This window comes from Mycobacterium sp. 050272, from assembly GCF_039023525.1.
GTDB lineage: Bacteria > Actinomycetota > Actinomycetes > Mycobacteriales > Mycobacteriaceae > Mycobacterium.
Genome location: NZ_JBCHKV010000005.1, coordinates 298,407 through 322,708 on the forward strand (window position 1 = coordinate 298,407; position 24,302 = coordinate 322,708).

The 24,302-nt window shown below is 65.8% G+C and carries 9 protein-coding genes; 7 read left to right on the forward strand and 2 right to left on the reverse strand.

Annotated elements, in window-relative coordinates; genetic code table 11:
* Positions 1-10 precede the first annotated feature (10 nt).
* A complete protein-coding gene (locus tag AAHS21_RS13430; RefSeq protein WP_342928147.1) occupies positions 11-11,014 on the reverse strand; it encodes an SDR family NAD(P)-dependent oxidoreductase in 11,004 nt (3,667 codons plus the stop codon).
* Positions 11,015-11,316: 302 nt separating this feature from the next.
* On the opposite strand from AAHS21_RS13430, the gene AAHS21_RS13435 reads away from it, so the two are divergent.
* The 7 genes from AAHS21_RS13435 to AAHS21_RS13465 all read left to right on the forward strand — a co-directional run bounded on the left by AAHS21_RS13435 (position 11,317) and on the right by AAHS21_RS13465 (position 23,481).
* Positions 11,317-12,738, forward strand: a complete 1,422-nt coding sequence (locus AAHS21_RS13435) for a condensation domain-containing protein (RefSeq protein ID WP_342928148.1) — start codon at positions 11,317-11,319, stop codon at positions 12,736-12,738.
* Between the two features lie 141 nt (positions 12,739-12,879).
* Positions 12,880-15,867, forward strand: a complete 2,988-nt coding sequence (locus AAHS21_RS13440; protein WP_342928149.1) for an MMPL family transporter — start codon at positions 12,880-12,882, stop codon at positions 15,865-15,867.
* A gap of 57 nt (positions 15,868-15,924) precedes the next feature.
* Complete coding sequence (gene pe / locus AAHS21_RS13445; protein WP_342928150.1) at positions 15,925-17,040, forward strand: acyltransferase PE; 1,116 nt, start codon at positions 15,925-15,927, stop codon at positions 17,038-17,040.
* A gap of 10 nt (positions 17,041-17,050) precedes the next feature.
* Positions 17,051-18,790, forward strand: a complete 1,740-nt coding sequence (locus AAHS21_RS13450; RefSeq protein ID WP_342928151.1) for an AMP-binding protein — start codon at positions 17,051-17,053, stop codon at positions 18,788-18,790.
* Positions 18,791-18,860: 70 nt separating this feature from the next.
* A complete protein-coding gene (locus AAHS21_RS13455; RefSeq protein WP_342928152.1) occupies positions 18,861-19,919 on the forward strand; it encodes a dihydrodipicolinate reductase in 1,059 nt (352 codons plus the stop codon).
* A gap of 200 nt (positions 19,920-20,119) precedes the next feature.
* The gene (locus AAHS21_RS13460; RefSeq protein ID WP_165796459.1) at positions 20,120-20,548 is read left to right on the forward strand and encodes an MmpS family transport accessory protein; all 429 of its coding nucleotides are present in this window, start codon (positions 20,120-20,122) and stop codon (positions 20,546-20,548) included.
* Positions 20,545-23,481 carry an MMPL family transporter gene (locus AAHS21_RS13465; protein WP_342928153.1) on the forward strand — a complete coding sequence of 979 codons (2,937 nt, stop codon included), beginning with the start codon at positions 20,545-20,547 and terminating at the stop codon, positions 23,479-23,481. The genes AAHS21_RS13460 and AAHS21_RS13465 overlap by 4 nt, the downstream gene beginning before the upstream one ends.
* Here the strand turns inward: AAHS21_RS13465 and AAHS21_RS13470 are convergent.
* On the reverse strand, positions 23,464-24,300 hold the full coding sequence (locus tag AAHS21_RS13470) for a DegV family protein (protein ID WP_342928154.1): 837 nt from the start codon (positions 24,298-24,300) through the stop codon (positions 23,464-23,466). The genes AAHS21_RS13465 and AAHS21_RS13470 overlap by 18 nt on opposite strands.
* Between the last annotated feature and the right edge of the window lie 2 nt (positions 24,301-24,302).

Genomic DNA, 24,302 nt, shown 5'->3' on the forward strand with positions numbered 1-24,302 from the left:
CCCGCCGGACTCAGCTCGCCTCCGGCCCCGCGACCGCCTCTGCCCCCGCGACCTGTTCGGTGCTCGACTCCGCCTGTCCGGCCGGCGATTCCGCGTCGGGCAGCTGAGCCACCAGGTACTCGGCGAGACCGCCGATGGTGGGATAGTCGAAAACCGCGGTGGCGTTGATCGTGAACTTGCCGCCGAACTGACTGTGCAATCGGTTGCGCAGTTCTATCGCCATCAGCGAATCCGTACCCAGGTCTAGGAACCGGCTGGTCGCCGCCGGCGGCTGAGCGAGCCGCAGGAAATGCTGCACCTCGCGTTGCAGGAACTCGGTCACGAAGCCCGCGCGCTGTGGCACGGGTATCTCCATCAGCTGCTTGAGCAGCTCACTGTCACCGGCGACTTCCCCGACGGCACTGGGCAATACGAGGTCGAGAATCGGCGGGCGCGAACTGCCCAGCACCTTCGCGGCACGCTGCCAGTTGGCTTTGAGGACGGTGGCCTGGCCGGTCCCGTTCGCGACAACCTCGGCCAGCGCGCTCAGCGCCGCCGAAGGTTCCAGCGGAATCAGGCCTTGCGCGGTGATATTCGCGATTGCGGCCTCCGACGAGGCCATGCCGCCCTGGGCCCAGGGGCCGAAGTTGACACCCGTGGCGGGCAGGCCTTGCGCCCTTCGTTGCGCGACCAAACCGTCGAGCAACGCGTTGGCCGTCGCGTAGTTGGACTGTCCGGGCGAACCGAACAAACTGGAAACAGACGAGGACACGATGAAGAAGTCCAGCTCGTCATCCTTCGTCAGCCTGTCCAAGTGGCAGGCACCGAACGCCTTGGGCGCCAAGGTCGTTCGGAATCGCTCCACGCTCTGCTCAGACAGCAGCGCGTCGTCGAGTACCCCGGCCAAATGCGCCACACCCGCGAGCGGTGGCAGTTCCGCGCGGATTCGCTCCAGCAGCTTGTCGACCTCGGCCTCGTCGCTGACGTCGGCCGCGAAGACGTGGACGCGGCATTTGAAGCGCTCGGTGATCTCCTCGATTGCGCGTTGTGCCTCCACATCGGGTTGGCGCCGGCTGGTCAACACGATGTCACCGGCACCGAGTTGGGCCAGATACGACGCCGTGTGCAGGCCGATGGCTCCGAGTCCGCCGGTGATCAGGTAGCTTCGATCCGGCTGTGGCGCAAGCGGATTCGGTATCTGCACCACGATCTTTCCGATGTGCCGGGCCTGCTGCATGCGCCGGAACGCGGCCCTCGCTTCGGTGAGCGGGTAGATCTCGGCGGGCAGTGGCGCCCACTCGCCCTTGCCCAGTCCCTCCGACACCTCGGTCAACAAGCCACGGATACGCTCGGGCTCCTGGAAGGTCACCGTGTCCAGGGCCACGATCTCGTAGGCGATGTCCGGACGGACCTGCGCCATCTGCTCGGGCGTCCAAATGTCCCGCTTGGCGATCTCGGCGAACCGGCCATTCTGCGCGGTGGCCCGCACGGTCGCTTCGAGGAATCCTTCGTTCGTCAGGCTGTTGAGCACCACGTCGACACCGGCACCGTCCGTGTCCGCGAGGATCTGGTCGGCGAAATCCGTTGTGCGCGAGTCGTACACATACTGCACACCCAGCTTGCGCAGCGTCGCGCGCTTGTAGGTGCTGGCGGTGGCGAAGACGGTGGCACCGCACTGCTGTGCCATCTGAATCGCCGCCAAGCCGACGCCACCACTGGCCGCGTGGATGAGCACCCGATCGCCGGGCTGCACCTGCGCCCAGTCGAACGCGAGCCGGACGGTCAATGCCGCAGCGGGAATGGTCGCCGCGGCCACCGCCCCCACCCCGTCGGGAATCGGCGCCAGCAACTGGGCCGGCACATTGAACCGGCTGGCGAACGCGCCCTGCATGAAGCCGTAGACGCGCTGGCCCACCTCGAGTCCGGTGACGCCGTCGCCCAATTGGGTGACCGTTCCGGCGAAGTCGCCGCCGATCGGGCCCGGATCACCCGGGTAAAGGCCAAGGACGTTGAGCACATCCCGGAAGTTGAGGCCGGCGGCCTCCACCCGAACTTGCACGTAGCCCTCGTCTGGCGCCGGTACCTCCGCCTCGGTCAGCCGCAGGTTGTCGATCGCGCCGCGTTCGGTCGGCGCCAGGATGTAGTCCGACGAGCGAGGCACCGTGAGATGACCGCTGCGCGACCATGGCAACAACCGAGACGCCAGCAGCTTGCCTTGTCGCAAAGCGAGTTCCGGCTCGTCGACTGGGGAGGCCAACAGACCGGCCAACGCGTGTACGGCTTCCTCGGATCCGTCACAGTCGACGAGCTTGCAGCGCAGAGCCGGTTCCTCGTTGATGGTGGTGCGCCCGAAGCCCCACAGCGCCGCCTGCACCGGATCGACCGGCTCACCGGATTCGGTGGCCACCCCCCGCTCGGTGGTGATCCACAGTCCCCCAGGCAGTTTCGCCTCACCACGCTGCACCGCGTGGACGGCGCTGAGCAGGTTGGCGATCTCCGTCTCGAGCCGCGCCGCGCTCTCGGTGCTCGACTCCGTTCCGGTTGGCGCGGCGCTGCGCCAGACGACTCCGGCGAACGGCAGACCACGCTGGTGGGCCTGTGCCAACAGCTCACCCAGCAGCTCCGGATCAGTGGTGCGGTCGAAGGGAATGCAGCCCGCGACATTGGCCGCCAGTTCGTCGAATCCGGCGATCAGCCAGGTGCCGCTGACGCTGCCGGCATCCTCGCTCGGCGCCGGCAACGGCACCTCGTGCCAGCCGAGGGTGTAGAGCAGCCGAGTGGCATCGCCGCCGAGACCGCGCAGCAATGCCTCGCGGGGTGCCCGTTTGACCGTGAACTCCCGAATTCCGCCCAAGTGCCGACCATCTCGGTCGAGGTACTCGAGGTCGAACACCTGGGTTTCACTGTCCAGCGCGCTGGCATGCCACTTCGCCCGGCAGTAGAACCGCCGCGGCATCTTCTCCCGCAGCGTCACCTGCCCGTACCGCAGCGGCAGAAACAGATCGTTGACACCCTGTTCGGCCGCGAGAAGTGCCGGGAATGCCGGGAAAGCGACGCCGGTGCACAGGTCCATCAGCACCGGGTGCATCGGCTCGGCGCCGAGTTGCTCGGCGAGCTCTTCGCCGACGACGATGTCACCGATCGCCTCGCCGTCGCCGAGCCACAGCGACTTCAGCGAACCCGACCAGGTCGGGCCCCAGGCCAATTCCAGGTCGGCGAAGGTCTCGAACAACTCTTGCGGCCGCATCCGGTTCAACCGCTCGAGCGCTTCGTCGACCGGGTCGTCTTCGGATTCCGGCTCGCCGTCGGCACCGGCGACCACCATGCCTTCGGCGTTCAGCGACCATTCGGCGCCGCGTTCACCATACGGTCGGCTGTGTACCTGGAATTTCCACCCGTCGCCGTCCTCCTGCGGGTGCAACGTCAGCTGGACCTCACGAGAACTCTTCTCGGGCAAGATAATCGGCTCGTAAAAGAAGACATCCTTCGCCCGCGCCGGAGTACCGACCGCGGCCAAGGCCATCGCGGCATACGTCGCCCCGGGGACGACGACGGTGCCGTAGATGACGTGGTCGGCAAGCCACGGCTGAGACTTGACCGACAACCTGCTGGTGTAGACGGAGTCACCGGAGGCGAGATCTTTTGCACTGCCCAGGATTCCGGACACGGCCGGTCCATCGATGGCGATCCCGGACGACTTGGGCCAGAACCGGCGGCGCTGGAACGGATAGGTGGGCAATTCGAGTCGGCGACCGTTCTGCCGATGCAGCGCTGCAAAATCGGGGCGGTGACCACCGACGTACGCCGCGGCCAGCGCGTCAGCGATCTGGCGCCGGTCGGCCACACCCTTACGCAGTGAGACGATCGCGCGCGGGGCGGCCAGGTGCTCCGGCCAGACCTGCACCGCGGCCGCGGTCAACACAGGTTGCGGGCCGATCTCCATCACTACCGAGCACCCGAGCGCCGCCACGGTGCGCACGCTTTCGGCGAACTGCACCGGCTGGCGGGAATGCCGCCGCCAGTACTGGGCATCGAGCGGGGTCTGGGCCGTGAGCACGGCGCCGGTGCGGTTGCACACCAACGGCAACGTCGGTACAGCAAACTCGAATTGCGCTGCGTACGACTCGAATTCATCGAGCACCGGGTCCAGCAGTTCGGAGTGGAAGGCGTGGCTGGTGTCCAGCCAGGTGCAGCGGACACCCTCGTCACTGAACTTGGCGACGATCTGTTCGAGGTCGTCGCCCGGACCCGAGAGCACCGTGTTGGGTCCGTTGTAAGCGCCGACCGACACGCGCGGGAACTCGCCGGCGATCTGCTCGACCTGCTTGGCATCGGTGAACACGGCCACCATTCGGCCGCCTTCGGGCAAGCTGCCGAACATCCGGCCGCGTTCGGCCATCAGCCGTGCGCCGTCCTCGAGGCTGAAGACGCCGGCCACACAGGCCGCCGCGTACTGGCCCACGCTATGCCCCAGCACCACATCAGGCGCGATGCCCCAGGACTGCCATAACCTCGCCAGGCCCATCTCGATGGCGAACAACGCCGGCTGGGCGAACGACGTGTGCCGCACCGCTTCTCCGGCTTCCCGATCCGCGGCGAACAGCACCTCCAGCAGCGGGCGCGGCAACAAATCCTCGACCGCGGCCGCACACCGCGTCACGGTGTCGGCGAAAACCGGCTCGGTGTCGAACAATTCACGTGCCATGCCGGGATACTGGCTGCCTTGCCCGGTGAACAACCATGCCGTCGTCGGGTGGTGAGCGTGCTCACCACGGACCACGCCGGGCCGCAGGCGGTTCTCGGCCAGTTCGGCCAGGCCCTCGCGGGCGCCCTCGATCGAATCGACTACCAGCGCGGCGCGGTGCTCGAAATGTGAACGACCCGTGCCTGCGGTGAGGCAGACATCGGCGAGGTCCACCTTCGGGTGGGCACTCAGCCAGGCCGCATAGCGCTGCGCCAACGCCACCAGTGCTTCGGGTGATCGGGCGGACAGCGCGAGCACATTGACCTCGCCGGTGCCGGCGGCCGCGGCATCGTCCGCCGAGTCCGACGGATCTTCGACGGGCGATCCGGTGCGGGCCGCCTCCTCGATCAACACGTGTGCGTTGGTGCCGGTAAACCCGAAGGAGCTCACGCCGGCGCGCCGCGGCCTGCCGTTGGCCTGCCACGGGGTCGACTCGTCCACCACCCGCACCGGCAGCGACTCCCATGGGATATGCGGCGACGGTGTGTCGAAATGCAGGCTCTGCGGCAGCAATTCGTGCTGAAGGGACAACACGACCTTGATCAGACCCGCCGCGCCCGATGCCGACTCGGTGTGGCCGATATTGGTCTTCACCGATCCCATCAGCAACGGGCGGTCCGCGCTGCGCGAACCTCCGTAAACGGCCGCGGCCGCCTGCACCTCGATCGGATCACCCAGCGGGGTACCGGTTCCGTGCGCCTCGAGGTAGTCGACGTCCTCGCCCACCAGACCGGCGCGACTCAGCGCCGCCCCGATGAGTCGTTGCTGCGCACCACCATTGGGTACCGTCAGACCGCTCGAAGCGCCATCGGAGTTGACCGCGCTGCCCGGAATAAGGGCGAGGACCCGATCGCCGTCGCGCTCCGCGTCGCTGCGCCTCTTGAGTACCAAAATTCCGCAACCTTCACTGCGCACGTAGCCGTCGGCGGAGGCATCGAAGGTCTTGCATCGGCCGACCGGCGACAGCATCCGGGCGCGCGAGGCCGCAATCACGGTCACCGGAGAAAGCAGCACGTTGACGCCGCCGGCCAACGCGAGGTCACAATCACCGGCATGCAATGCCTGGCACGCCTGATGCACGGCCACCAGGGCCGAACTGCATGCGGTATCGACCGCCACCGCGGGCCCTTCGAGCCCGAGCGCGAAGGCGACCCGGCCGGCAATGGCATTGAGCGCGTTGCCGGTGATGAAGTACGGCTCGATCTTGTCGATCGGCTCGGCGGACAGCAGGTGCGCATACTCGTTGGCGGCCACGCCCGCGAAGACGCCGGTTCGGCTGCCGCGTAACGCACCCGGCGCGTACCCGGCGCGTTCCAGCCCCTCCCATACGGTTTCGAGCATGAGCCGCTGCTGCGGTTCGATCCACACCGCCTCGCGCGGTGAGATGCCGAAGAATTCCGGATCGAATCCGTCGATCTCGTCGAGGAATCCACCAAAGCGCGTGTAGGTCTTGCCCGGCGTCTCGGGGTCCGGATCGTAGAACTCGTCGATGTCGAAGCGGTCCTCCGGGACTTCCCGGATCGCATCGACACCGCTGGACAGCAACTCCCAGAAGGCTTCCGGGTCGGGCGCGCCGGGGAATCGGCACGACACCGCGACGATCGCGATCGGTTCGTCCGTGCGCGTCGTCACCGCTGCCACCGGGCGCGGCGCCGCTTGCGCGCTGAGCTCGAGGACATCGCCGAGCAAATAGTCGGCCACGTCGGACAGCCGCGGGTGATCCATCACCAGGGTGATGGGGATCTCCCGACCCACCCCGTGCTCGATGCGGCGGCGCAATTCGACGGCCATCAGTGAGTCCATGCCGAGGTCGAAGAAACCCGCGTCCTCGCGGATCTCCGCGACATCGACCCGCGTCACCTCGGCGACCGCGTCACGCAGGTAATCGGTGAGCAGCCGCTTACGTTGCTGCACTGGGGCGTTGGTCAGTTGCTCGACGAGTTGGGTCTTCCCCGACGCCGTCACGGGCGGCACCGCATTGGGCACCTCGCGCTCCAACTCCGTCAAAAACGCCCGTCGGCCGGCCTGCTCGTAGAGCGGCAGGAAGCGGGCCCAGTCGATCCGGGCCACCACGCCCTGCGCCGACGACGACGCGGCGGCATCGGCCAGCCCCGCCAGCGCATCGGCGGGCGACAGCGTACGGATCCCGCGCTTGTCCAGTCGCGCACGGGACTGGGCGTCGGCCATACCCGCCGACCAGGGACCGAAGTTGACGCTTGTCCCCGAGACGCCTCGTTCGCGCAGGCGCCAGGCCAGCCCGTCGAGGAACGCGTTGGCCGCGCCGTAGGCGGTCTGACCGTATCCGCCCCATACCGACGCGATCGAGGACGTGCTGAGGAAGAAGTCAAGCCGCAGGTCCGCCGCGGCCTCGCTCAGATGCCAAGCACCCCAGACCTTCCCGGCGAAGACGCGATCGACTTCAGCGTCAGCGAGGTCGCTCAGCGCGGTGGTGCCGATCTCACCGGCGGCGTGCACGATGCCGGCCAACGGCGGCTGCAGACCGGCCAACAGCCGGGTGACGTCGTGAGCGTCGGCGACATCGGCGGCGATTGCCCGGATCTCGCAGCCATGCTGGGCGGCCAGTGCATCGATGCGCTTTTGCGCGGCTTCGCCAGGCGGACGGCGGCTGGTCAGAACGAGATGCTTGGCGCCGCGGGCGGCCAGGTAGCCGGCGATCTCCAGCCCAATCGAACCCAGCCCACCGGTCACCAAATACGTTGCATCGGGACGTATTTCCAGCGGAGTTCCGTTCGGCTGCCCCTCCCGCCGAACCAGCCGCGGCACGTAGACGGTTTGATCGCGCAGCGCCAGTTGATCCTCACGCGACGCCGAATTCTGCGACGTCGAGATCCAGCCGATGAAGCGAGCCCACTCGTCGGCGGTGCCGTCGGCCAGATCCGCCAGTCCGCCCCACAGCTGCGGATGTTCCAGCGACGCCGCACGCCCGAATCCCCACAGCGAGCTCTGCTCCGGCGCCACGGTGTCCCGGTCAACGACTCGCTGGGCGCCGGCCGTTACCAGCCAGATGGGGGCGCGCAGGTCGGCGGCGACCGCGGCGCGGAAAAGGCGCCGCGTTCCGCCCAGGATCCGGTGTTGCATCCGCAACAGTGACTGCATCGACGGGGCGGCCTTCACACCGAGATCGGCGTCCACCGCCGCAACGCTCACAATGCGCAGCGCCGAATCGGCTGCCGCCGCAGCGCGCAACGCATCGGCGAGCTGATCCTCCTCGGCGTCGGACATCGGCAACCCGAGGAACCGGTACCGCTGTCCACGTGCGACGAGTTCGTCGACCAACGGCTGCAGCGCCGGAGAATCCTGGCCGATCAGCAGCAGTTCCTCGCCGGCTTGCGCGCGAGAAGGCGCAGCAGGGGCTTTCTCCCACCGGATCTCGTAACGGTCGTCGGCGTTTGCCCGGGTAGTCCGTTCTTGATTATGTTGTGCCGCAAGCTTGGTCAGCACGCGCAGGGTTTGAGGATCGTCGCCTTCGGCGTCGAGCAAGGCCGCAAGTTCCTCGATCCGGCCGTCCTCGAGCAGACGGACGGCTTCGGTACGTGGGCCGCCGCGCCGCTGCTGTTGGTCGGGGCGGTCACGGTCGTCGCGGAACCAATATTGGCGACGCTCAAATGGATAGGTGGGCAGGTCCAGTTTGCGCGCTTGCGCCGGCCGCAAGGCGGCGAATTCGGGCAGGTGGCCCAACACGTACGCCTCGGCAACGGCTTCGGTGATCTGTCGGTGGTCGGCGGTGTTGCGCCGCAACGATGCGATCGCCCGCGGCGCGGTGGCCGGGTCGGGCCAGCAGCTCAGTGCCGCCGCGGTGAGCACCGGTCGCGGGCCGACCTCGAGCAATACCTTGCAATTGAGCCCGGCGAGGGTGTGCGCGCTTTTGGCGAATTGCACCGGTTGGCGGGCGTGCCGCCGCCAGTAGGCACCGTCGAGCTGCACGCTGCGGCCGAGCGCGGCGCCGGTTCGGTTGTCAATCAACATCCGTTGTGGTGCACCGTAATCGAACCGGTCCGCAAACGACTCGAATTCGTCCAGAATCGGGTCGAGCAGCGCCGAGTGGAACGCGTGGCTGGTGTCGAGCCAGTCGCACCGGACACCGTCGGCGGCCAGCCCCGCAACCACCTGCTCCAAATCCGCTGCGGGCCCGGACAATACGGTGTTCGCGCCGTTGTAGGCGGCAACCGACAGGCTCGGGAAGTCATTGGTCAGGTTCTCGACACGCTCGGCGGCGGTGAACACTGCGACCATCCGACCACCCGCGGGCAAGCTCGCGAAGAGGCGACCGCGTTCGGCCATCAGCACCGCGCCATCCTCGAGACCGACGACGCCCGCGACGCAGGCTGCCGAATACTGGCCGACGCTGTGGCCGAGCACGATGTCTGGCTCGAAACCCCACGACTGCCACAGCCGGGCCAGGCCCATTTCCACCGCGAACAAGGCGGGCTGTGCGTAAGAGGTCTGCCGCAGCGTCGCTTCGCCATCGGGGCCGTCGATATCGAAAACAACGTCCAGTAACGGCTTTTCGAGAATCGAGGCGGCCGCTGCCGCGCAGCGGTTCAGCGTCTCGGCGAACACCGGCTCGGTGTCGAACAACTCCCGGGCCATGCCGGGGTATTGGCTGCCCTGCCCGGTGAACAGCCACGCGGTCTTCGGGGTGTCATGGGATTCGCCGCGGAACAAACCGGGCGCCGGCCGGTCGTCGGCGAGTGCGCCGAGGAGCTCCATCGCGGATTCCCGCGAGTTGACCACCAGCGCGGCGCGGTGCTCCAAGTGCGCTCGCCCCGTGCCCGCGGTGAAGCACACGTCGGCCAGGGAGGCCTGCGGGTGGGTGCTCAACCAGCTGCGGTACTCGCCGGCGAGCCGCACCAATGCGGCGGGGGTTCGGGCCGAGAGCGGAAGAATGCTGAACCGTCGGTCCCCGGGCTGCTCGACCGGAACCGGTGCGGCCAGCGGTGCTGCCGCGTGCGGTGGCGCTTCGGAGACAATGACGTGCGCGTTGGTCCCCGCGAACCCAAAAGAGCTGACCCCGGCAATGCGCGGCCGACCGTTGCGTTCCCAGGCCGTGGCCTCGTCGACCACCCGCACCGCAAGGCGGTCCCAGGGAATGTGCGGCGACGGGTTCTCGAAGTGGAGGTGCTGCGGCAGCAGCTCGTTCTCGAGCGAGAGAATGACTTTGATCACACCGGCGATACCCGCGGCCGCTTCCAGGTGACCGATGTTGGTCTTCACCGACCCCATCAGCAGCGGTTGGTTGGGTTCGCGGCCGGCGCCGAGCACCTCACCGGCGGCCTGGGCCTCGATGGGGTCGCCCAGCGATGTCCCGGTGCCGTGCGCTTCCAAGTACCCGACGTCGCGGGGTTGGAGGTCGGCGCGCTTCAACGCCTCGGCGATGACCCGTTGCTGGGCAACGCCGTTCGGCACCGTCAATCCACCCGATGCACCGTCCTGGTTGATCGCGCTGCCGCGGATCACGGCCCGAATCCGGTCGCCGTCGCGAATCGCGTCGTCCAGGCGTTTGATCACGATGACGCCGCATCCCTCGCCCCGAACATAGCCGTCGGCGGCCGCGTCGAATGTCTTGCATCGGCCGTCCGGGGCGAGCATGTGAGCGCTGGAGAACGTGATCATGGTTGCCGGCGTGAGCAGAACGTTCGCCCCCCCGGCCAGCGCGAGGTCGCATTCGCCGAGGCGAAGCGCTTGGCAGGCCTGATGGATCGCCACCAGCGACGAGCTGCAGGCCGTGTCGACGGCGACCGCGGGACCCTGCAGCCCGAGTCGATAGCTGATTCGGCCCGCCGCAGCGGCATTCGAGGTACCGATGGCCATGTAGGCCTCGATCTCGGGGTAAGTCAGCTCGTCGGACGCCATTCCGAGGTAGTCGTGGGTCGCCAGACCGACGAAGACTCCAGTGTTGCTGTTGGCCAGGGCCGTTGGTGCAGTGCCCGAATGCTCCACCGCACGCCATGCCGTCTCCAGCAAGATCCGGTGTTGCGGGTCCATCAATCTGACCTCGCGCGTCGACATGCCGAAAAACGGCGCGTCGAAGCCCGTCACGTCATCGACGAATCCGGCACGACGGGTCACGACCTTGCCCGGTGCGCCCGGTTCCGGGTCGAAGAATTCGTCGACGTCCCAGCGGTCCGGCGGCACCTCGGATATCGCGTCCCGGCCGTGCCGCAACACATCCCAGAACTCATCCGCATCCGCGGCACCCGGAAAACGAGCGGCGTAGCCGACGATCGCAAAACCCGAAGCCGGCTCGTCCAGCTCTTCGACGGATGCCATTTCCTTGACCTCCCCTGTGTTGGCGGATGAAGACTTCGATCCCCACGGGCGGTTGCGCTTCAGAGTCAGTTTCCGAAGGCCAGCACTGCAATCGCAGCACCCCCACCGCGCAACGACAGCCACTGTGTCCGCCGCTTTGCGTCTCCCGCCCGGCCGTTCGATCGCCACAACCGCACGCCGGATCCGTCAGTGAGTGTAGGCCGTGGAGCGCGCGCGTCTGGGGAGGCAATCGCCCGGCGGGTTATCTTGGTGGCGCCACCAGTGGCCGGACGGGGACTGTTTACACCGAGGGGGACGTAGTTTTGCGCATCGGGAAAATTACGATCGGCGCGCTCGATGATTGGACGCTGACCCCGGGCTCCGTCACCTCGTGGCACCCGACGGACGCGGCAAAAGACAAGGTCCGACAAGCGCCGGTCAGCTCCGTGCCGGTCAGTTACATGCAGCGCCAGCATCTTCGGAACTACTGTGAACGGACGGCCGCGGGGCTGAACTTCTCCCGGCAGATCATCGCGACCTGTGAGTTGGCTGGGACTTGTGATGTCGCGGCGATGAACCACGCGGTCAACGCCTATCTGCGACGACACGACACGTTCCGCAGTTGGTTCGAGCACACCGACACCGGCGAGTTCGTCCGGCATACCGTGCGCGATCCGGCGGATATCGAGTTCGCGCCAATCGACCACGGCCGGATGACCGTTGACGAAATACACGCTCATGTCGTGGCCATACCAAACCCGCTGCAGTGGGGCTGTTTCACTTTCGGGATCATCCAGAACGAGAGCCATTTCACATTTTTTGCCGCCATGGATCACGTGCACGGGGACGCGACGCTGATCGGCACCACGATGATGGAAGCCAACGGAATGTACTCGGCGCTGAGCAGCGGCGGTGAGGCGCTGGCCCTTCCCGATGCCGGTAGCTTCGACGAATTCTGTATCCGCGAACGCGAGTACACCTCGACATTGACCGTCGATTCACCCGAGGTGCGTGCGTGGATCGACTTCGCCGACAACAACAATGGCGGTTTCCCTGAGTTCCCGCTACCACTGGGCAACCCGTTGGAGTCCAGTCGCAGTCAGATGACCTCCGAACTTCTGATGGACGTGGCCCAGACGGAGCGATTCGAATCCGCCTGCACCGCCGCCGGTGCACGCTTCGTGGGTGGACTGTTCGCCTGCTTCGCCCTGCTCGAGCATGAATTCACCGGCGCCCTGACGTATTACGGGCTCACGCCTAGAGATTCGCGCACCGCCGCCGACAATTTCATGACGCAGGGCTGGTTTACCGGATTGATTCCGATCACCGTGCCCATCGCGGCCGCATCTTTCGGAGATGCGGCGTGGGCCGCTCAGGCCTCTTTCGATTCCGGTCTGGACATGGCGAAGGTGCCGTACTACCGCGTACTGGAATTGGCGCCGTGGCTGCGCTGGCCCCAGCCAAACTTTCCGGTGTCGAACTTCTTTCATGGCGGCGCCGCTCCGCTCAATGCGATTCTCGCGGCGGCCGAGTTGGGCCTCGCGGACAATATCGGGATCTATCCCGACGGCCGGTACTCCTATCAGCTGACCATTTATGTATTCCGGTACGGCGAGGGCACCGTCATGGCGATCATGCACCCCGACAATCCGGTCGCCCTGAAATCAGTCAGCCGCTACATGGCGGCTATGAAGTCCGTGTGCGGCCGCGTCGCTGGCAGTGGGCACTGGGGGCGCGTCGCGTAGCGTGGGTCCATCCGAGGCTAGGGCTTTTCTCAAGTGCGCGAACTGCGGTCGCGCACGGCATGAACGAGCGCGGCGTGGCAGAACGCCGGCAAGCGTCGCCGGCGGGCACACCCGACCGCGCCTACCAGGGGCGAGGGCGATATGCGACGGCTGACCGATTTCGTGGTGCGGTGGCCCTGGGTAGTGATCGGGGCCTGGGTCGCGGCCGCGGTCGCGCTAGCACTGACTTTGCCCTCGCTGGGGGAGATGGCCCAGAAGCATCCGCTGGCGCTCTTGCCCGATGATGCCCCCTCGAGCATCACCGCGCGCGAGATGACCAAGGCGTTTCACGAATCGGGTTCCGAGGACCTGTTGCTGGTGGTCCTGACGGACGACAAGGGGCTTGGCCCCGCCGACGAAGCCGCGTACCGCTCGTTGGTGGACACCCTGCGCCACGACACGCGAGACGTCGTGATGGTGCAGGATTTCATCAGCACGCCGCCGCTGCGCTCGGTCGTGACCAGCAAGGATCACAAGGCATGGGTGCTGCCGGTCGGCGTCGCCGGCGAACTGGGCACGCCACAGTCCTATGCCGCGTTCAACCGGATCAGCGACACCGTCAAACACTCCCTCGCCGGATCGCCGCTGACGGTCAACCTCACCGGCCCCGCGGCGACCGTCGCCGACCTCACGGTCGCCGGCGACAAGGACCGGCTTCCCATCGAGCTGGCGATCGCCGCGCTGGTGCTGATCGTCCTGCTCGTGATTTACCGCAGTGCGGTCACCATGCTGCTGCCGTTGCTGACAATCGGGATATCGCTGGTCATCGCGCAAGCGGTGGTGGCGGCTTATTCCCTATTCACCGGAGCCGGCGTCTCGAATCAGTCCATCGTATTTCTGAGCGCCATAATGGCCGGCGCCGGTACCGATTACGCGGTCTTTTTGATCAGTCGCTATCACGATTATCTGCGCTCGGGGGCCGATTCCGATCAGGCGATCAAACGCGCAATGATTTCGATCGGCAAAGTCATCGGCGCATCCGCGGCCACCGTCGGCATTACTTTTCTGCTGATCAGTTTCGCGCGAATGGGCGTGTTCAAAACAGTCGGTGCGTCGTCGGCGATCGGGGTCGGCGTGGCCTTCCTCGCCGCGGTGACGTTGCTGCCGGCGATTCTGGTGATCGCCGGGCCGCGTGGCTGGGTCAAGCCACGTCGCGAATTAACCGCCCGATTCTGGCGGCGTTCGGGGATCCGCATCGTGCGCCGGCCCAGGGCGAACCTGGTCGCCAGTGTGCTGGTGCTGATCATCCTGGCCAGCTGCGCGGGGCTGGTGCGTTACAACTACGACGACCGCAAGGCGCTGCAGGCGTCCGCTCCGAGCTCCGCCGGGTATGCCGCGCTGGATCGTCATTTCCCGGTGAATCAATCCATTCCGGAGTACATCCTCATCCAATCTCCGCATGACCTTCGCACGCCCAAGGCCCTGGCGGACTTGGAGCAGCTGGCGGACCGAGTCAGCCAACTGCCGAATATCGCTGCGGTCAGCGGCATTACGCGACCTACCGGAACCGTGCCGGAACAATTCCGGGCCACCTATCAGGCGGGCGCCATCGGCACCCTGCTGGCCGGCGGGTCCACCATGATCAGCGACCACACCGGTGACCTCAACCGGCTGGTCGCCGGGAGCGGCACGCTGGCCAACAGCCTGGGCGAGGTCCGCGGTCAGGTCAGCCAGCTCGCGGCCAGCCTGGAGGAACTGCAGAGTGCCTTCTCGTCGGCGAAAAGCCAGTACAGCGGCGACGCCCTGGTCAAACAGGTCGACATCGCAGCCCAGCTCATCGATCACGTCAACTCGCTCAGCAACGCGATGGGTTGGAATTTCTCGGCGGCCAAGAACGTGTTCGCCTGGATAGGCCCGGTGCTGGCGGCGCTGCAGGGCAACCCGATCTGCGATGCCGATCAATCGTGCAGCGCGACCCGCGGGACATTCGAGCAGCTGGTGGGTTCCCGCGATCAGGCCGACCTCGACGCGATCAACGATCTGGCCCACCAACTGCAGGATTACCAGGACAAAAAGGCACTGAAGGCGTCGACGGACCGGGTGCGCGCCGCGTTGGGGAAGCTCACCAAGGTGATGCACTCGATGGGCATGGACAAACCCGGTGGCCTGCAAGCGAATTTGAACAGCGTGCAAGATGGCGCGAACCGGCTGGCCGGAGGCAGCCGGCAAATAGCCGACGCCGTGGCCCAGCTCGTCGACCAAGTCAAACAGCTCGGTTCCGGCCTCGGCGAGTCCGCGGCATTTCTGTTGTCGCTGAAACGCGATGCGGCACAACCCGCCATGGCGGGATTCAATATCCCGCCCCAGCTGCTGCAGTTAGAGGAGTTTCAGAAAGCGGCCAAGGTATTCATCTCGCCGGACGGCCACTCGGTGCGGTATTTGGTTCAAACCAAACTGAATCCGTTCAGCACCGAAGCGATGGATCAGGTCAACGCGATCACCGCGGCCGCTCGGGGAGCACAACCGAATACCGCGCTGTCCGACGCCACGATTTCGATGGCGGGGTACACGGTTGGTTTGAAGGACACCCGCGACTACTACCAGCACGACATCAGGTTCATCATCGCGGTCACCCTGCTCGTCGTCCTGGTGACCTTGGTCGCGCTGCTTCGTGCGATCGTTGCGCCGCTGTATCTGGTCGCTTCCGTGGTCATTTCCTATTTGTCGGCAGTCGGTATCGGCGTACTGACCTTTCAATACCTACTGGGTCAGCAATTGCATTGGAGCGTGCCACCGCTGGCGTTCGTGGTGCTGGTCGCCGTCGGGGCCGACTACAACATGCTGCTCGTCTCGCGAATGCGTGAGGAGTCCGGACACAGCATGCGCTACAGCATCATTCGCACGCTCAGTTCGACGGGCGGCGTGATCACCGCGGCCGGCCTGATCTTCGCCGCGTCGATGTGCGGACTGTTGTTCTCCAGCATCGGCACCGTGGTGCAGGGCGGTTTCGTGATCGGTGTGGGGATTTTGCTGGACACCTTTTTGGTGCGCACCGTCACGGTTCCCGCCATCGCTGCGCTGGTCGGGCGGGCGAACTGGTGGCCATCCCGAGTGGGCGTGCGCCGACGCGCCGAGCCACAACCCGGTTAGGGGGTAGGCATGATCTATGTGAGACTACGAGACGAATCCGAGCGGTCAGGATCAGGAATGAAGAAGCTACTCGCAGGAGTTTCGGCGCTGGTAACGGTGGGCGCCACAGGCTATTTCGGCGTCGCAACCGCGTCGGCTGACGACACGCCCATCGGCGGACCGCCGACTCCCGGCGCGCCGGGTGACCAGACCGCATTCGCACTCGGCGGCGCTCACGTACTGGGCATCCCCTACGACGAATACATCCGCCAAGAGGGCGCGCAATGGTTCCCGGGACAGCAGCGCGAAATCGTGCGCTACCCGGCCGGCCAGGTCCAGGGCCACGTGCTGGAGCGACTCTTCCCCGGCATTGGCCGTTTCGATGAACTCTTCCCGGGCCTCGGTCTGGACGGCCCCAGCGTCGGCGAGTCGGTCGACGTCGGAGTGAACAACCTCGATGCGGCGATCCGCGCCGGTCGCCCCGGAACCGCGATTGGTTTGTCCGAGGGCGGGTTCGTGGTCGACGGCGAGCAGGCGCGGCTGGCCAATGACCCGACCGCTCCCCCGCCGGACCGGCTGAACTTCGCCACCTTCGGCGATCCGATCGGTCGCCACGCGTTCGGTCAGAGCTTCCTGAGCGCGATGTTCCCAGTCGGCAGCACCGTCCCCGCTCTCGACTACACCATGCCACCGCCGTACGAAAGTCAGTACGACACAAACAGGTTCGTGGCCGCGTACGACTCGATCGCGGACTTCCCCGACCGGCCCGACAACCTGTTCGCGCTCGCCAACACGCTGCTGGGCCTGGCCACCGGTCACACAGCGGTGGCCTTCACGAATCCGAGCATGGTGCCGCCACAGAACATCAGGACGACGATCAACTCCCGGGGTGCCAGGGACACCACGATTATGGTCCCGGAAAAGCACCTGCCGCTTGTCATGCCGCTGAAGTACGTCGGGATCGACGAAGACACGCTCAACAAACTCGACGCCATCCTGATCCCCCGGGTGAATGCCGGGTACTCGCGCAACGACGACCCGGCGACCGCTCCGGTTCAGGTAGACCCGGTGCATGGGTTTGACCCAGCCGAAGTCACGGCACCGGCTAACCAGGCGACGTTCGGCGGCGGCGCCGATCCGCTGTCGCAGATTCTCGCCGGTGCCACGTCGGTGTTGTCCCACGGCACCGGCTGATAACGCGCCGATGTCCGGATCGTCGATTCTCGCCATGCTGCATGGGCGGGCCAGCCTGCGGCCGCATGACGTGGCGTACACGTTCACCAACTACGAAGCCAACCCCGACGGTGCTCGCGAGAGCCTCACCTGGGCGCAGACCTCGCGGCGAACGCTCAATGTCGCACGCGATCTCGGCCCGCACGGGTCGGTCGGAGACAGGGCGGTCATCCTGGCTCCGCAGGGCCTTGACTACATCGCCGGGTTCCTGGGATCCATGCAGGCAGGGCTCATCGCCGTTCCACTTCCGCTGCCGCATCGCGGCTCGAGCCACGAGCGGGTAGGCGCGGTCCTCGCCGACACGTCGCCTTCGGTGGTACTCACCACCTCCGCCTTCGCCGCAGACGTCGCCGAATTCGTCGACCAAGCACACCTAAACGATGTGCCGAAGATCATCGAAATCGATTCACTGAATCTGGACGCCGATATCGAAACGAGTTCCCGGACAGTCGATTTGCCGAGCATCGCGTATTTGCAGTACAGCTCGGGTTCGACCCGGACGCCGACCGGTGTGATGATCTCGCACCGAAACCTCGAGGCGAATTTCGAGCAGCTGATGCACAGCTTCTTCGCGGCCGCGCGAATAACAATCCCGTCGGACCTCACTCTCGTATCGTGGTTGCCCTTCTACCACGACATGGGCCTGGTGCTGGGAGTCTGCGCTCCGATCTTGAGCGGCCATCGTGCCGAATTGACCAGTCCCGTCGGGTTTTTGGAGCGGCCGGCCAGGTGGGTCCGAGCGTTGGCCGAGAATCCCCACACCTGGTCGTCGGCGCCCAACTTCGCCTTCGACCTGGCCGCCCGCAAGACCACCGACAAAGACCTGGCCGGGCTCGACCTCGGCGGTGTGCTGGGCATCATCAGCGGTGCCGAGCGTGTCGAGCCGGCCACCCTGCGCCGCTTCGTAGATCGGTTCGCGCACTTCAACTTTCAAGACCACATGATGCGCCCTTCCTACGGCATGGCCGAGGCCACGGTCTTCGTCACCACCGGCAGCTGGAGTGAATCCTCGCCGGCGGCCCACTTCGATGCCGAAGCGCTGGGCGCGGGACGGGTTGAGCCGTGCGGGGCCAGGAACGGCACGGCGCTGGTCAAATACCGGGTACCGCACTCCCCTGTGGTGCGCATCGTCGACGGTGATACGAATCGCGAATGCCCACCGGACTTGATCGGCGAGATCTGGGTGCATGGCGACAATGTCGCCGACGGCTATTGGCGCAAGCCAGCTTCCGAGCAGCGTTGCTTCGGCGCAACGCTGGTCGACCCGTCGCCCGGCACGCCGGATGGTCCGTGGCTGCGAACCGGGGACCTGGGCTTCATCTACTCCGGTGAGCTGTTCATCGTCGGGCGCATCAAGGACCTGCTGATCATCCGCGGGCGCAATCACTACCCCGAGGACATCGAGACCACGGTCCAGGAGATCACCCGTGGCCGGGTCGCGGCGATTTCGGTTCCGACCGACGGGACCGAGCAACTGGTCACCGTCGTCGAGCTCAAGAGGCGAGCCGACTTCGATGAGGACGCGAAGCGATGGCTCAGCGGTGTCAAGAGCGAGGTCACCTCGGCGATATCCAATGCGCACGGTCTCAATGTCGGGGACCTCGTGCTGGTGGCTGCCGGGTCGATCCCCACCACGACCAGCGGCAAGATCCGCCGGGCCGCTTGTGTCGAGCAGTACCGCCGGGACCGATTCGTCCGGCTGGACGTCTAACACCCCGGCCGGTACCCGGGTTGCGCCCTTCGCATAATGGTTCCACCCCCGCAGCGGCAAAGGAGCCACGATGAGCACAGCCAGCCCAGACCGTCCGTTACGTGTCATTCAGTGGACGACCGGCAACATCGGGCGGCGCTCGCTGCACGCCATCATCGCCAGGCCCGACATGGAATTGGTCGGGGTGTACGCGCATGGCGCCGACAAGGTGGGTGTCGATGCCGCCAAACTCTGCGGCTGGCCGGAGCCGACCGGGGTGCACGCCACCAACGACATCGACTCGCTGATCGCGCTGGGCGCCGACGCGTGTTGCTATAACCCGTTGTGGCCCAACATCGACGAATTGGTGCGTCTCCTGGAGTCCGGTGTCAACGTGTGCACCAGCGCGGCCTGGATCACCGGCGGCAAACAGACCCCGCAGGACCGCAAACGCATCGAAGATGCCTGCCAGAAGGGGCATTCGACGATCTTCGGCAGCGGCGCGCATCCCGGCATGACGAACATGGTCGGCATGGTGCTCTCGGCCTCCTGCGAGCGCGTGGACGAAATCCGGATCACCGAATCGGTGGACTGCTCGACCTACGAATCCGCGGAAACCCAGACGGCGATGGGGTTCTCCCAAGACCCCGATACGCCGGGGCTGGCCGAGAACGTCCGCCGGGAAAGCGAAGTCTTCGCCGAGTCGGCGGCGATGATGGCCGACGCTATCGGCGCCAAGCTGGACAGGATGACCTTCGACGTCACGTTCACCGCGGCCACCGGTGACTCCGATTTGGGCTTCATGAAGATTCCCGCGGGCACGGTCGGCGGTGTGTACGGCTTCCATCGCGGCTGGGAAGGCGACCGCAACGTCGTCAGTGTCGGGTTCAACTGGACCATGGGTAACCACGTCGTCCCGCCCAAGCCACTAGAGCACGGCCACGTAATTCAGGTCTTCGGAATGCCCAACATGCGCACCGTCCTGCATTGCCTGCCGCCGAAGGATTGGACCGAGCCCGGGTTCATGGGCCTCGGCATGATCTATACCGCGATGCCGGTCACCAACGCCGTCCCCGCGGTGGTGGCCGCCCGGCCCGGGATCGTGACCCTCGCCGACCTGCCGCCGGTGACCGGCCGCCTGGCGCGCTAACCATATGACTTTGGCCATAGTCAGGGGCCCCCGGAGGAACGGTTCCGTCCTCTAAGGTTTAGAGTGCTTAGCCGAGCAAAGGTTCCGCCGACAATTAAGGTTGTCGACACGGTGGCGAGCGTTCCGAGGCAGGACGGCAGGCCGCCGCAGCGGTGAGCGGAAGGGCGGTCAAGGTGAGCGGTTCGCCGAACTCGGATGCCATATCCCAGGTGCTCAAACGGGCGTGGATTCCGCTGCTGCTGATTGTGGTACTGGCAGTCTCGGCGTTGGTCGTGTCGCGGCTGCACAAGATATTCGGCTCGCAGGATCTCAACGCGAATGCCGGCAAGGGGATCGAGATCGTGCAGTTCAATCCCAAGGTCGTCGTCTACGAGATCTCCGGCCCGCCGGGTGCTACCGCGAACATCAATTACTGGGATGCCGACGCCAACACTCATCAAATCGACAACGCGCCGCTGCCGTGGACGACCACGATTTCAACCACGCTGCCGTCGGTGAGCGCCAACATCATGGCGCAAAGTGACGGCAGCCGAATCGTCTGCAAGATCACCGTGGACGGCGTCGTCCGCGACACGCAAAACTCCGATGGCCACAACGCCCAAACCTTCTGCTTGGTGAAGTCCGCATGAGCGATCTCAATAGCAAGAGCCACCTGGGTGTCGACGACGCCGCCGACACCGGGCCGATCGGCACCCAGAGTTCGGATAAGCCCGAGCGTGGGCACCGGCCCTACCTCCCCCACACCATCCGCATCTTCGCGGTGCCGATCATCCTGATCTGGGTAGCCGTGACGGTCCTGGTCAACGTGATCGTTCCCACCCTGGAAGTCGTCGGCGAAGCACACTCGGCGCCGATGACGCCCCTGGACGCACCGTCGATGAAGGCGATGATGCGCATGGGCCACAACTTCCACGAGTTCGATTCGAACAGCACCGTGATGATCGTGCTGGAGGGCCAGCAACCGCTGGGCCCCGAGGCACACCAGTACTACGACAAGCTGATTCGGCAACTGCGCCAGGATCCCAAGCACGTCCAGCACATTCAGGACTTCTGGGGGGACCGGCTGACGGCGGCGGGCGCCCAGAGCGCCGACGCCAAGGGCGCGTACGTGCAGATCAACCTTGCCGGTAACCAAGGCACCACGCTGGCCAACGAGTCCGTCGACGCCGTCCGCAAGGTGATCGACGAGAATAAGGCACCGCCCGGCGTAAAGGCCTATGTCACCGGTCCCGCGGCGCTGTCCGACGACATGCACTTGATCGGTAACGCCAGTCTGGCGACGATCACGCTGTTCACCCTGGGCGCGATCGCGGTCATGTTGCTGCTGGTCTACCGGTCCATCGTCACCACGCTGGTCCAGTTGTTCATGACCTTTGTCGCGCTGGCCTGTTCACGTGGCGTGGTCGCGGTTCTGGCCTACCACAACGCATTCGGGCTCACGACGTTTGCCGCCAACATCCTCACCATGCTGGCGATCGCGGCGGGAACCGACTACGGGATCTTTCTCGTCGGCCGCTATCAAGAGGCCTTGCGCGCCGGCGAGGATCGAGAATCGGCGTACTACACCACGTTCAAGGGAGTCGCGCCGGTCGTCTTGGGGTCGGGCCTGACGATTGCCGGGGCGACCTACTGCCTGAGTTTCTCGCGGCTGCCCTGGTTCAACACCATGGGCGCACCCGTGGCGATCGGCATGCTGGTCGTGGTCTTGGCCGGCCTGACGCTGGGTCCTGCCGTGATCTTCATCGGCAGTCGCTTTCACCTGTTCGAGACCAAGCGCGCCGCCAAACAAGGCCGGCTGTGGCGTCGGGTGGGCACCGCCGTAGTGCGTTGGCCCGCACCTATTTTGGCCGTCAGCGCCGCGGTGGTGCTGGTCGGCATGATCGCCCTGCCGAGCTACGTGACGAGCTACAACGACCGCTTCTATCTGCCGCTCTCGGCGCCGTCCAACCAAGGCCAAGAGGCCGCCAACCGGCACTTCTCCGAGGCTCGGATGAACCCCGATTTGTTGATGGTCGAATCCGACCATGACATGCGCAACACGGCCGACATGCTGGTTTTGGACCGGGTGGCCAAAAACGAGATGCGCACGCTCGGCATCGCGATGGTCCAGGACATCACCAGGCCTCTGGGCATTCCGATTCAGCACAGCTCGATTCCGTTCCAGAACAGCATCCAGAGCCAGACAACGATGCAGAACATGGGCTTCCTCAAGGACCGCATCGCCGACATCCTCAGGATGGCCGACGACCTGCAGACCCAGATCGACACCACGCAGCGCCAATACGAGGTGTCCAAGGACTTGGCCAATGCCGCCGAGGACAGCGCGAAGACGACTGAAGTGACGTCACAGATCACCGACAGCTTGCGCGACCACATCGCGGATTTCGACGACACCTTCCGGCCGGTGCGCACGTACTTCTATTGGGAGAAGCACTGCTACGACATTCCGTTGTGCTACAGCTTCCGGTCGCTGTTCGACACGTTGGACGGCTTCGACCAACTCGCCGAGCAGTTCCACTACCTGACAACGGACATCAAGCACACCGCCAAGGCATCACGCGACCTGACTGAGCTGTTCCCCACGCTGATCACCACCCTGAAGACCACCCGGGGCATCACGCTGACGCTCTACCAGACGTTCAAGGCGATGATCAACCAGATGGAGGCGATGAGCAACACCGCCATCGTGATGGGGCAAAGCTTCGACCAGTCGAAGAACGACGATTTCTTCTATCTGCCACCCGAGGCGTTCGACAACCCCGACTTCCAGACGGGTCTGCGCATGTTCCTGTCGCCGGACGGTAAGTCGGCGCGATTCTTCATCACCCATCAGGGTGATCCGATGACGCCGGAAGGGATTTCGCGGGTCGACGCCGAACGCACCGCCGCGCAGGAGGGCTTGAAGCAATCCTCGCTGTCCGACGCGAGGGTGTATCTCGGTGGAACCGCCGCGACCTTCCGGGACATGGCCGACGGCGAGAAGTACGACCTGATGATCGCGGTGGTGTCCGCGCTGACGCTGATCTTCATGATCATGTTGCTGCTCACCCGCAGCGTGGTGGCCGCGCTGGTCATCGTCGGCACCGCGGCCAGTTCCATTGCCGCGTCATTCGGTCTGTCCGTATTGATTTGGCAGGATCTATTCGGTATCAAGATCCACTGGATCGTCGCCGCGCTCTCGGTGATCATCCTGTTGGCGGTCGGATCCGACTACAACCTGCTACTGGTCTCCCGATTCCGAGAAGAGATCCACCACGGACTCAAGACCGGCATCATCCGGTCGATGGCCGGCACCGGTGGAGTGGTGACGGCCGCGGGTCTGGTGTTCGCGTTCACGATGGCATCGATGCTGGGCAGTGACCTGCGGGTGCTGGGCCAGTTCGGATCCACCGTCTGCATCGGTCTGCTGCTCGACACGCTGATCGTGCGAACGCTTTTGATGCCGTCCATCGCGACGCTGCTCGGTCGCTGGTTCTGGTGGCCGCAAGTCGTGCATCCGCGCGGTGACTACGGTCTGCCGCCCGCCCGAGTGGCGCCGGCCGCCTCAGCTGCCAGGAGCTAGGTCCAGGCACACCGCGACGGCGCCGGGGCCGACATGCAGGCCAAGCACCGGCCCCAGCGAGGTGACGATGGCGGGCTGGCAGGCCGGTAGCCGCTGGGCCAACGCGGCCGCCACGTCGTTCGCGCCGCCGGGGTTGACGACGTGGTGCACCGCAACGGCCGCGGAATCGTCGCCGACGATTTCGCAGACCCGGTCCAGCATCGCCGTCGTCGCCTTGCTGACCGTTCGGACCCGTTGGGCCAGAACGAGTTTGCCGTCATCGATACGTAGCAGCGGCTTCAGCGACAATGCGGTGCCTAGCCACGCCTTGGCGCCGCCGATACGGCCGCTGCGCCGCAGATTATCCAAGCCGTGCACCACGATGAACGCGTGACCGCGGTGTACCGCCGAGTTCGCCGCAGCCACAACGGCTTCCAGGTCCGCACCGCTGGCCGCGGCCCGTGCGGCGGCCAGTGCGACGAATCCGGTGCCCATCGCCGCCGACCGCGAGTCGATGACGCGCACGGCCGGACCGATTTCAGCTGCGGCCCGTTCACCCACGCCACAGGTGCCCGATAGCGCCGATGAGATGTGCACTGCCACCACACCATCGCCGCCGGAGTCGGCCAGCGCCTTGCGGTAGGCGGCCCCGAGTTCGGCGGGGGTGGCCGCCGCGGTCGTGGCGTGGTGCGCGTAGACATCGTCGGGGATATCGTCCACCCCGTCGCGCAGGTCGCCGCCGTCGAGCAGGACATGCAGCGGGACAACGCGTATCGCCCACCGTTCGAGCAGATCGGCCGGCAGGCGCGACGAGGCATCGGTCAGCACCACGACGGCCATGC